We start from the raw sequence: 11,666 nt of genomic DNA, 5'->3' as shown, positions 1-11,666 counted from the left end.
GCTACCGCCTTCGGTACGAAGCCATGAGGTTTCAACAACATGCATCCCCAGTGTTTAAGCTTGCATCAGGTCAGGCGGCAAACCTTAACGGCACCGCCCGATGCGTCAAAAATGGATTAACCGAGCCAGATCGTTGAACAGTGCGATCGCCGACAACGCGACGATGCAGATCAATCCCGCTCTTTGCAGAATCAGTTGCCAGCGCTCCGATACGGCCTTACCGGTCGCGGCTTCAACCAGATAATATAACAGATGCCCCCCGTCCAAAACCGGAATCGGCAGCAGGTTCAGTACACCGAGGCTAATGCTGACAAGGCCGAGAAACGATAGAAATGCCGACCATCCGAGGCGCGCGCTCTTACCCGCGTAATCGGCGATCGTCACCGGTCCCGACAGATTTTTCAGCGACGCGTCGCCCGTCACCATCCGGCCGAACATCTTCAGCGAATACAGCGCGATATCCCAAGTGCGCCGCGCGCCGAATTCGACGCTCTCGAGCACGCCGTAGCGCACGTCGACCATCGGCGTCTTCAGCGCGAGCGCCGCGCCGATGCGGCCGACTTGCCGACCCGTCTCGTCATCGCGCTGTGCCTGCGGGACGATCGTCAGCGTGCGCTCGACACCCGCGCGCTCGATGCGCAGCGCCAGCGCCCGCCCCGCGTGCGCCTTCACGTCGTCGATGAAGCGCGACGAGCTGCCGATGCGCGCGCCGTCGAGCGCGACGAGCTTGTCGCCCGGCTGCAATCCCGCTTGCTGCGCGGCACTGCCCGGCTGCACCGACGTCACCGCGAGCGCGCCGCCGCCCTGATCGAAACCAAGACGCATCATGAAATCGCCGTCGAGGTCGCGATCGTCGAGCCGATGCAGATCGACGCGAAAATCGAACGTGTCGCCGGATGCGTGCGCCCCGCCGTTTCGCGCGCCGAGCACGACGTCGCGGTGGTCCATCGCGGCGGACAGCAGCTTCCAGCGCAGATCGGACCACGAGCGCACCGGCGTTGCCTCGCCGCCATGCGCATCGCGGATCGACACGACGGTTTCGCCGCCGTCGAATCCGGCGAGCGCGGCGCTCGTGCCCGCGGCCGGCGGCGCGATGACGGCCGCGGGCTCCGTCACGCCGGTCGCGAAAACGAGCGCGAACAGCACGATCGCCAGCAGGAAGTTCGCCACCGGGCCGGCCGCGACGATCGCGATCCGCTTGCCGACCGATTGCCGGTTGAACGCATGCGGCAACTCGTGCGCGCGAATACCGTCGCCGGGATCACGCTCGTCGAGCATCTTCACGTAGCCGCCAAGCGGCAGCGCGGACAGTGTCCATTCGGTGCCGGTCTTCTTGCTGACCCAGCGCGCGACGGGCGCGCCAAATCCGATCGAGAAGCGCAGCACCTTCACGCCGCACCAGCGCGCGACGCGGTAGTGCCCATATTCATGCACGACGACCAGCACGCCGATCGCCACCGCAAATGCGAGCAGTTCGATCAGCATGTTCATGAGCGCAGCGGCTCCATTCACGCGGCCCGCGTCACGTCGGGCGCGGGCAGTTTGTCGATGAACGCGGCGGCAGCGCGGCGCGCGGCGGCATCGGCGCCGATCACGTCGTCGAGACCGCTCGGCGTGCGATTATCGAGCCTATCGAGCACCGCCTCGACAGTCTGCGCGATAGCGGTAAAGCGAATCCGCCGCGACAGGAACGCCTCGACCGCGATTTCGTTCGCCGCGTTGAGCGCCGCGCTGGCGACGCCGCCCGCGTCGAGCGCCTGCAGCGCGAGCGCGAGACAAGGAAAGCGCGCGAAATCGGGCTTTTCGAACGACAGCGCGGCGATCTGCGCGAGATCGAGCGGCGCAACGCCAGCATCGACCCGCTCCGGAAACGCCAGCGCATGCGCGATCGGCGTGCGCATATCCGGGTTGCCGAGCTGCGCGAGCACCGAACCGTCCTTATACGACACGAGCGAATGAATCACGCTCTGCGGGTGAATCAGCACGTCGATCCGCTCGCCGGGCAGGCCGAACAGCCAATGCGCCTCGATCACTTCGAGGCCCTTGTTCATCATCGTCGCCGAATCGACCGAAATCTTGCGGCCCATTACCCAGTTGGGATGTTTGCACGCCTCGTCGGGCGTCACATTGGCGAGCGTCGCCGGTTCGCGAGTGCGGAATGGGCCGCCCGACGCGGTCACGATGATCTTGGCAATGCCGCCGTGCTCGGCTGCATCACGCGGCATGCACTGGAAAATCGCATTGTGCTCGCTGTCGACAGGCAGCAAGATCGCGTGATGATCGCGCACCGCATCCATGAAAATCGTGCCCGACATCACGAGCGCTTCCTTGTTCGCCAGCAGGATGCGCTTGCCCGCGCGCGCGGCGGCCAAGCTTGGCGCCAACCCCGCCGCACCGACGATTGCCGCGACCACGGTATCGCAGCCGTCGCTCGTCGACACGTCGACGAGCGCCTGCGGGCCATACGCGACCTGCGTTTTGCTGCCCGCCGCGCGAAGTTGCGCATCGACGCGCGCGGCGGTGTCGGCGTCGCCGACCACCGCGATATCGGGCGCAAAGCGCAGGCATTGGGCGACGAGCTTGTCGCCGTTGCGGTGCGCGGTCAGCGCATGAACCGCGAAGCGCTCGGGATGGCGCGCGACGACGTCGAGCGTGCTGTCTCCGATCGAGCCCGTCGAACCGAGCAATGTCAGACGTTTTTGCATGATGTAAGTCGAGTTTTAACCGAGCAGCAGCAGCGCGAGCGGCAACACGGGCAACAGTGCGTCGACGCGATCGAGCACGCCGCCGTGCCCGGGCAACAAACCGCTCGAATCTTTCACGCCCGCTTGGCGCTTGAGCAACGATTCGAACAAATCGCCGACCACGCTGGACGCGACGAGCACGGACAGCGCGGCGAACGCCCCCGCCACGCCGTAGCGCATGCCGAGCGCCGAATACAGGGTCGGGTCGAAAACATGCGAAACCGAGGCCGCGCCGGCCACGGCCATCACCGCGAGCCAGCCTCCAGCCGCGCCTTCCCAGGTTTTGCCCGGACTGACCGACGGCGCGAGCTTATGCTTGCCAAACCGTTTGCCGGCAAAGTATGCGCCGATATCGGCAAGCCACACCACCAGCAATAGCGACAACACGAAGGGTACGCCTATCGCACGTGCGGCAACCAGCGCGTGCCAGCACGCGGCGAACACGACAAGGCCAGCCGCGAGCAGAAACAGCCGCCACGCGCGCGCTGCGAGCACCGGCTTGCGCGCGAGCGCATAGGGGCCGATCAAGAGCCAGAAAATACCGGCCGCCGCGAACAACGGCCGCGCCGCCTGCGCGCCGATACCGAGCCGCGTGCTCGCCGCAAGCGCGAGCGCCGCGAGCGCCGCGTAGCCAATCGAGCCGGCGCTGCCGAGCGCGAGCAGCCGCCCCCATTCCCACGCGGCGAACATGAGCGCGAGCGCAATCAGCGCGCCGAATCCGGCAAGCGGCGCGAACAGCGTCACAGGCAGCAATACCGCCAGCAGCACGACCGCCGTGATCACACGGGTCTTCAGCATGAAAGGGAATCGGCGTCCTGAGCTTGGGGTTCGAGCTGCGCGCTCGTGCGGCCGAACCGGCGTTCACGGTGCGTATAAGACGCGAGCGCCTCGGCGAGCGCGTTGCCGTCGAAATCCGGCCAGAATTTGTCGGTAAAATAAAATTCGGCGTAAGCAAGCTGCCACAGCAGGAAATTGCTGACGCGCTGCTCGCCGCCGGTACGGATGAAAAGATCCGGCTCCGGCGCATAGGCCATGGCCAGATGGCTGGCAAACGCATCCTCGTCGATCTCGACCGCGCGCCCTTTGCGCGCCGCCTGTTCGACGAGCCGTTGCGTCGCCTGCAGGATGTCCCAGCGGCCGCCGTAGTTCGCGGCGATCGTCAATGTCAGGCGCGTGTTGCGCGCCGTCTTCGTTTCCGCCCGGCGGATCAGCGCCTGGATGCGCGGCTCGAACTTCGACAGATCGCCGACGACGCGCAGCCGGATGCCGTTCGCGTGCAGTTTGCCGACCTCACGCTCGAGCGCGGTGATGAACAGGCGCATCAGAAACGACACTTCGTCGGTCGGCCGGCGCCAATTCTCGGAACTGAACGCGAATAGCGTCAGGTATTCGACGCCCGCCCGCGCGCACCCCTCGACGACGGCACGCACCGCATCGACGCCGCGCGTATGCCCTGCGACGCGCGGCAAGCGGCGCTCAGTCGCCCAACGGCCGTTGCCGTCCATGATGATCGCCACGTGACGCGGCACGTTCGTGACGTCAGGTACGTGAACGGTGGAACTGGTATAAGTCATGGCCGCTGAAAGACTATAGCTGCGGGAAAAAAGTGCAATGCACTCGACGATACGACGGCGTCAGACCGTCATGATCTCCGCTTCCTTCGTCTGAACGAGCTTGTCGATTTCCGCCACGTGCTTGTCGGTCAACTTCTGCACGTCGTCGCCTGCACGGCGCTCGTCGTCTTCGGAGATTTCCTTGTCCTTCACGAGCTTCTTCAATTGCTCGTTCGCGTCGCGGCGCAAATTGCGGATCGCGACCTTCGCCGTCTCGCCCTCGCTCTTGACGACCTTCGTCAGCTCGCGGCGGCGCTCTTCGGTGAGCGGCGGCATCGGCACGCGGATCAGATCGCCCGCGGTCGCCGGGTTCAGCCCCAGATCGGCCTCGCGGATCGCCTTCTCGACCTTCGCGACCATGTTTTTCTCCCACGGCTGCACGCCGATCGTGCGCGCGTCGACGAGCGTCAAATTCGCAACCTGCGAAATCGGCACCATCGAGCCGTAGTAGTCCACCTGCACGTGGTCGAGCAAACCCGTATGCGCGCGGCCCGTGCGGACCTTCGCCAGATCGTTCTTGAACGCCTCGATCGAACGCTGCATCTTCTGCTCGACGCCCTTTTTGATATCAGCGACACTCATTTCTACCTCCGAACCTTCCAGACTTCAAAACGACGCGGACAACGGTACAACGGGCGGTGCATCCGGCGCCGCCCGGGTTGCCCGCATCGGCGGGAGTTTACACGTGGACGAGCGTGCCCTCATCCTCACCTTGCACGACGCGCTTGAGCGCGCCCGGCTTATTGATCGAAAACACGCGGATCGGCAGCTTCTGGTCACGGCAGAGCGCGAAAGCGGTCGCGTCCATCACCTGCAGGTTACGGCCGATCGCTTCGTCGAAGCTGATCGACGAATAGCGCGTCGCGGACGGATCTTTTTTCGGGTCGGCCGAATAGACGCCATCAACCTTCGTTGCCTTCAGCACGACCTCGGCGCCGACTTCCGAGCCGCGCAACGCGGCCGCCGTATCGGTGGTGAAGAACGGGTTGCCCGTGCCCGCCGCGAAGATCACCACTTTGCCTTCCTCCAACTGACGGATCGCGCGCGGGCGGATGTAAGGCTCGACGACCTGGTCCATCCGAAGCGCCGATTGCACGCGCGCCTCGATGCCAGCGTGACGCATCGCGTCTTGCAGCGCGAGCGCGTTCATCATCGTTGCGAGCATCCCCATGTAATCGGCCGTCGCGCGGTCCATGCCAGCCGCGCCGCCCGCCACGCCGCGGAAAATATTGCCGCCACCGATCACGACCGCGAGCTGCGTGCCGAGACGGACGACTTCCGAAATATCGGCAACCATCCGCTCGATCGTCGCGCGATTGATGCCGAAGGCATCATCGCCCATCAGAGCTTCGCCGGAGAGTTTGAGGAGGACGCGTTTATAGGCATTGGACATAGGAGCTTCCGAGCGACGAGAGGATGACAAGCACGAACTGTAGGGGCGAAATGCTGATTCGGGCAAGCGCCGCCGGGTCGACCGGACTACATCGCCCGGCCCGGCGGCGGCGCCGACCGCGGCGAAAGGCACGCCGCGGGTCATACGTACTGCTACTGCTGGCTACCGCGAGCGTTACTGCTGCTTCGCAGCAGCGACTTGTGCGGCCACTTCCGCCGCGAAATCGTCTTGGCGCTTCTCGATGCCTTCACCGACGACGAACAGCGCGAACTTCTGCACCGCCGAATTCGCGGCCTTCAGCATCTGCTCGACCGTCTGCTTGTCGTTTTTCACGAACGGCTGGTTCAGCAGCGACACTTCCTTCAGGAACTTCTGGACGCTGCCGTCGACCATCTTCGCGACGATCTCGGCCGGCTTGCCCGATTCGGCCGCCTTCTGCTCGGCAACGCGGCGCTCCTTCTCGATCAGGTCAGCCGGAACTTCTTCGGCCGACAGCGAAACCGGCTTCATCGCCGCGATATGCATCGCGACGTCCTTGCCGACCTGCTCTTGCTCGCCGGTGTACTCGACGATCACGCCGATGCGGCTGCCGTGCAGGTACGTCGCGAGCTTGTTGGCGGTTTCGAAACGGACAAAGCGGCGGATCGAGATGTTCTCGCCGATCTTGCCGACGAGCGCGAGACGCACTTCGTCGACCGTCTTGCCGTCGAGCGGCAGCGCCGACAGCGCGGCGACGTCGACCGGATTCTGGCTCGCCACGAGTTCCGCGACCTGCTTCGAGAATGCGAGGAAATCGTCGTTCTTCGCGACAAAGTCGGTTTCGCAGTTCAGCTCGACGAGCGCGCCGGCGTTGCCGCCGACGAACGATGCGACGACGCCTTCGGCCGTCACGCGCGATGCCGCCTTGCTCGCCTTGTTGCCGAGCTTCACGCGCAGCAGCTCTTCGGCCTTGGCCAGGTCGCCGTCGGCTTCCGTCAGCGCCTTCTTGCACTCCATCATCGGTGCGTCGGTCTTCGCGCGCAGTTCTGCCACCATGCTTGCGGTAATTGCCGCCATCATTCGCTCCTTGAGTCTGTATTCACAACGCCGCCCGCACTTCGACGCGAACGGCCGGCATTCGTTTCCGGGCAGCCGCGCGAAATCGTTGCGCGCCACAGTCAGCCGTCAGGCCGCCCAAAAAAATCGGCTTAAAAAAAGGGGGCTTGTCTAGAGCCCCCTTTTTGCGCCGGCTCGGGGCCGGTTACGCGTTTTCCTCGACGTATTCGTCGTCGCCGCGCACCGCCTGGACCACTTCGTTGACCGCGTTCGCACGGCCTTCGAGGATCGCATCGGCGACGCCTTGCGCGTACAGCGCGACGGCCTTGCTCGAATCGTCGTTGCCCGGGATCACGTAATCGACGCCTTCCGGCGAGTGGTTCGTATCGACCACCGCGATCACCGGCACGCCCAGCTTGTTCGCCTCAGTGACGGCGATCTTGTGGTAGCCGACGTCGACGACAAAGATCGCGTCCGGAATGCCGCCCATGTCCTTCACGCCGCCGATCGACTTTTGCAGCTTCGCGATCTCGCGCTCGAACAGCAGCGCTTCTTTCTTGCTCATCTTCTCGAGCTCGCCCGCCTCGACCGCCGCCTCCATGTCCTTCAGGCGCTTGATCGACACCTTCAGCGTCTTGAAGTTGGTCAGCATGCCGCCGAGCCAACGCGCGTTGACGAACGGCATGCCGGCGCGCTGTGCTTCCTGCGCGATCGTGTCGCGCGACTGACGCTTCGTGCCGACGAAGAGGATCGTGCCCCGGTTCGCCGCCAGCTGACGCACGTACTTCAGCGCGTCGTTGTACATCGGCAGCGTCTTTTCGAGGTTGATGATGTGAATCTTGTTACGGTGACCGAAGATGAACGGCGCCATCTTCGGGTTCCAGAAGCGCGTTTGGTGACCGAAGTGGACACCGGCTTCCAGCATTTGGCGCATCGTGACTGCCATCAGAATTTCTCCACGAGGGTTGGGGTCTTAAGCCGGCGGCCGCATCGGCGCGATCCGGACATCCGATCGTCGCGCGACACCCTGGTTGCCCCGGCTTGCGATTCGGCGCACGCTCCCCGACAATGCAACCGCCTGGAACGTTACGCCTGAAGCCTTCGCCGCCACCGCGCTTTCGCCGCCCGCCGTTCAGGCAAGCGGAAAATCGCAATTTCAGCGTCGACTTAGCCGAAAATTATAGCACACGGCGGCGGCGGCTCTCAAGTCATGCCGCCTTTTCCGGATCGGATCGCACGGCGGGGGGCGCCCCGGCGCCCGGCTGCACCGCCCTCGCCGCGCCCATTGGGGCACCCATTGCGTCGGCAAAGACGCTGCGGCACCGGGAATAAGGTGCGATAATTGCCTAATTCATCGCACTCCAGGCATCGACCATGGCCATTACGCTCAAAAACGAACACGACATCGCCCAGATGCGCGTCGCCTGCCGGCTCGCGAGCGAAGTGCTCGATTACATCACGCCATTCGTCGTCGCGGGCGTGACGACGGGCGAACTCGACCGCCTCTGCCACGAATACATGACCAACGTGCAGAACACGGTTCCCGCGCCGCTCAACTACCAGCCGCCCGGCTACCCGCCGTATCCGAAGGCGATCTGCACGTCAGTCAACGACGTGATCTGCCACGGCATCCCCGGCGACAAGACGCTGAAGAACGGCGACATCGTCAACCTCGACATCACCGTCATCAAAAACGGCTATTTCGGCGACACGAGCCGGATGTTCATCGTCGGCGACGGCTCGATCCTCGCGAAGCGTCTCGTGCAAACCACCTACGAATGCATGTGGCTCGGCATCGAGCAAGTGAAGCCGGGCGCGCATCTCGGCGATATCGGCTATGTGATCCAGAAGCATGCGGAAGGCCAAGGCTACAGCGTCGTGCGCGAATATTGCGGTCACGGGATCGGCACGGTGTTTCACGAGGACCCGCAAGTTGTCCACTACGGCCGGCCAGGCACGGGCGTGGAGCTTAAGCCCGGCATGATCTTCACGATCGAGCCGATGATCAACGCCGGCAAGCGCGACATCCGCACGATGCCTGACCAGTGGACCGTCAAAACCCGCGACCGCAGCCTGTCTGCGCAATGGGAGCATACGGTGCTCGTCACCGACACTGGCTATGACGTGCTGACCGTGTCGGCCGGCACACCTGCGCGCCCGGCGCTTGCCGCGCACGCGGCCGCCGCCGTCTGAGCGAAGCGCGCCCGCGCCGAGCGCGTCGCAGCTTATTGCCAGCGCCGCCCGACAATCGTTCGGGCGGCGCATTTCTTTCAATTGCCCAACCATCGCCTGGTCGATCGCTGCCCATGAGCGTTTCCGTCGCGCCGCCGTCCACACCGCCGCGCAAGGCCGAATTCAAGGCGGCCAAGGCCGAGTTGCTCATGCGCTTCAAATCCGCGGCCAACGTCACGCCGCTGATGCACGCGCTGTCGCGCGCGACCGACGACGCGCTGCGCCGCCTATGGAGCGACTGCGGGCTGACCACGGCGCTTACGCTCGTGGCGGTCGGCGGCTACGGCCGGGGCGAACTGGCGCCGCATTCGGACGTCGACATCCTGGTGCTGTTGCCCGACTCGCACGCCAACGAACTCGACGAGCGGATCGAGCGCTTCATTGGCATGGCATGGGATCTGGGGCTCGAGATCGGCAGCAGCGTGCGCACCGTCGGCCAGTGTCTCGACGAGGCGGCGCAGGACATCACCGTGCAGACGTCGCTGCTCGAAGCGCGCCGGATCGTCGGCAGCACCGCGCTCTTCGAGCGCTTCATGCTGCGCTACCGGGAAGCGCTCGACGCACGCGCGTTCTTCCAGGCCAAGGTGCTCGAACTTCGTCAGCGCCACGCGAAGTTCCAGGACACGCCGTATAGCCTCGAGCCGAACATCAAGGAAAGCCCCGGCGGGCTGCGCGATCTGCAAACGATTCTATGGATCGCCCGCGCGGCGGGCTTCGGCAGCAGTTGGCGCGAACTCGACACGCGCGGCCTCATCACCGATCGCGAGGCGCGCGAGCTGCGCCGCAACGAGGGATTCCTGAAAACGCTGCGCGCGCGGCTGCATGTGATCGCCGGGCGCAGACAGGATCTCCTCGTGTTCGATTTGCAAACGCAGGCGGCCGAGAGCTTCGGTTATCAACCGACGCCCGCCAAGCGCGCGAGCGAGCAGCTGATGCGCCGCTATTACTGGGCCGCGAAGGCCGTCACGCAACTGGCGACGATTCTGATCCAGAACATCGAGGCGCAACTGTTCCCGGCAACGAGCGGCATTACGCGCGTGCTGTCGCCTGGGCGCTTCGTCGAGAAACAGGGAATGCTGGAAATCGCCGCGGACGATCTGTTCGCACGCCACCCCGATGCGATCCTCGAAGCGTTCCTGCTTTACGAAACGGTGCGCGGCGTGAAGGGGCTGTCCGCACGCACGCTGCGCGCGCTCTACAACTCGCGCGACGTGATGAACAACGCGTGGCGGCGCGATCCGCGCAACCGCCGCACGTTCATAGAAATCCTCCAGCAGCCGGAAGGCATCACGCACGCGTTCAGGCTGATGAATCAGACAAGCGTGCTCGGCCGCTATTTGCTGAACTTCCGGCGCATCGTCGGACAGATGCAGCACGACCTCTATCACGTATATACGGTCGATCAGCACATTCTGATGGTGCTGCGCAACATTCGACGCTTCGCGGTTGCCGAGCACGCGCATGAATACCCGTTTTGCAGCCAGCTCATCGTGAATTTCGAGCGGCCGTGGGTGCTGTATGTGGCCGCCCTCTTCCACGATATCGCGAAAGGCCGCGGCGGCGACCATTCGGTGCTGGGAATGGCCGACGCGCGGCGCTTCTGTCGAGACCACAGCATTGCCGGCAGCGACGCGGCGCTCATCGTCTGGCTCGTCCAGCATCATTTGACGATGAGTCAGGTCGCGCAAAAGCAGGATACGAGCGACCCCGACGTAATCAGGCGCTTCGCCGATCTCGTCGGCTGCGAGCGGCGGCTGACCGCGCTGTATCTGCTGACGGTCGCCGACATTCGCGGCACGAGCCCGAAGGTCTGGAACACGTGGAAAGGCAAGCTGCTCGAGGATCTGTACCGCACGACGCTCGCCGTGCTCGGCGGCGCGCAGCCCGATCCGCATTCGGAACTCAAGACGCGCCAGGAGGAAGCGCTCGCGCTGCTGCGCCTCGAAACCGTGCCGTCCGACGCGCACCGCGCGCTATGGGACAAGCTCGATGTCGGCTACTTCCTGCGCCACGACGCGGCCGACATCGCATGGCAGACCCGCGTTCTGTACCGGCACGTCGAAGCCGACACCGCCATCGTGCGCGCGCGCCCGTCGCCCGTCGGCGACGCGCTGCAGGTGCTCGTCTACGTGAAGGACCGCTCCGACCTGTTCGCGGGCATTTGCGCGTATTTCGACCGCAACGGGCTCTCGGTGCTCGATGCGCGGGTCAGCACCACGCGCCACGGTTACGCGCTCGACAACTTCATCGTCACGCAGACCGAGCGCAACGGGCAGTACCGCGATATCGCGAACCTCGTCGAGCAGCAGCTCGCGGCGCGCCTGGCCGCTTCGTCGCCGTTGCCCGAACCGGCCAAGGGGCGGCTGTCGCGGCTGTCGCGAACCTTCCCGATTACGCCGCGCGTCGACCTGCGTGCCGACGAGCGCGGCCAATACTACATCCTGTCCGTGTCGGCGAACGACCGGCCGGGCCTTCTTTATTCGATCGCGCGCGTGCTCGCCGAGCACCGGGTCGGCGTCCATGCGGCGCGGATCAATACGCTCGGCGAGCGCGTCGAGGACGTTTTCATGCTTGACGGCAGCGGCTTATCCGATAACCGCCTGCAGATCCAAGTCGAAACCGAATTGTTGCGCGCCATTGCAGTGTGAG

Annotated in this window: 10 protein-coding genes; 2 read left to right on the top strand and 8 right to left on the bottom strand. The window is 64.8% G+C overall.

The window, feature by feature from the left end:
• Positions 1–105 precede the first annotated feature (105 nt).
• The 8 genes from rseP to rpsB all read right to left on the bottom strand — a co-directional run bounded on the left by rseP (position 106) and on the right by rpsB (position 7,731).
• The gene (gene rseP, locus WS68_RS19085) at positions 106–1,491 is read right to left on the bottom strand and encodes an RIP metalloprotease RseP (protein ID WP_059572236.1); all 1,386 of its coding nucleotides are present in this window, start codon (positions 1,489–1,491) and stop codon (positions 106–108) included.
• A gap of 17 nt (positions 1,492–1,508) precedes the next feature.
• Positions 1,509–2,705, bottom strand: a complete 1,197-nt coding sequence (locus WS68_RS19080) for a 1-deoxy-D-xylulose-5-phosphate reductoisomerase (protein ID WP_059572211.1) — start codon at positions 2,703–2,705, stop codon at positions 1,509–1,511.
• Between the two features lie 15 nt (positions 2,706–2,720).
• Positions 2,721–3,542, bottom strand: coding sequence for a phosphatidate cytidylyltransferase (locus WS68_RS19075; protein WP_059572210.1), 822 nt, complete (start codon positions 3,540–3,542; stop codon positions 2,721–2,723).
• Positions 3,536–4,318, bottom strand: coding sequence for a polyprenyl diphosphate synthase (gene uppS / locus WS68_RS19070; protein WP_059572209.1), 783 nt, complete (start codon positions 4,316–4,318; stop codon positions 3,536–3,538). The genes WS68_RS19075 and uppS overlap by 7 nt, the downstream gene beginning before the upstream one ends.
• 60 nt (positions 4,319–4,378) lie before the next feature.
• Complete coding sequence (gene frr, locus WS68_RS19065; protein WP_059516850.1) at positions 4,379–4,939, bottom strand: ribosome recycling factor; 561 nt, start codon at positions 4,937–4,939, stop codon at positions 4,379–4,381.
• A 97-nt stretch (positions 4,940–5,036) separates the two neighbouring features.
• On the bottom strand, positions 5,037–5,750 hold the full coding sequence (gene pyrH / locus WS68_RS19060; protein ID WP_059516848.1) for a UMP kinase: 714 nt from the start codon (positions 5,748–5,750) through the stop codon (positions 5,037–5,039).
• A gap of 174 nt (positions 5,751–5,924) precedes the next feature.
• Positions 5,925–6,806, bottom strand: a complete 882-nt coding sequence (gene tsf / locus WS68_RS19055; protein WP_059572235.1) for a translation elongation factor Ts — start codon at positions 6,804–6,806, stop codon at positions 5,925–5,927.
• Between the two features lie 184 nt (positions 6,807–6,990).
• Positions 6,991–7,731 (bottom strand): 30S ribosomal protein S2, encoded by a 741-nt coding sequence (gene rpsB, locus WS68_RS19050; RefSeq protein ID WP_006402646.1) that lies wholly within the window; start codon positions 7,729–7,731, stop codon positions 6,991–6,993.
• A gap of 428 nt (positions 7,732–8,159) precedes the next feature.
• Here rpsB and map point away from each other — a divergent pair, with 428 nt between their 5' ends.
• Both map and WS68_RS19040 read left to right on the top strand, forming a co-directional pair.
• On the top strand, positions 8,160–8,978 hold the full coding sequence (gene map / locus WS68_RS19045; RefSeq protein ID WP_059572208.1) for a type I methionyl aminopeptidase: 819 nt from the start codon (positions 8,160–8,162) through the stop codon (positions 8,976–8,978).
• 113 nt (positions 8,979–9,091) lie between these two features.
• The gene (locus tag WS68_RS19040) at positions 9,092–11,665 is read left to right on the top strand and encodes a [protein-PII] uridylyltransferase (RefSeq protein ID WP_059572207.1); all 2,574 of its coding nucleotides are present in this window, start codon (positions 9,092–9,094) and stop codon (positions 11,663–11,665) included.
• Position 11,666 lies beyond the last annotated feature (1 nt).

Source organism: Burkholderia sp. TSV86 (genome assembly GCF_001522865.1).
Lineage (GTDB): Bacteria > Pseudomonadota > Gammaproteobacteria > Burkholderiales > Burkholderiaceae > Burkholderia.
Note: the sequence above shows the minus strand (reverse complement) of the source record. Positions and strands in the feature narration are given on the sequence as shown.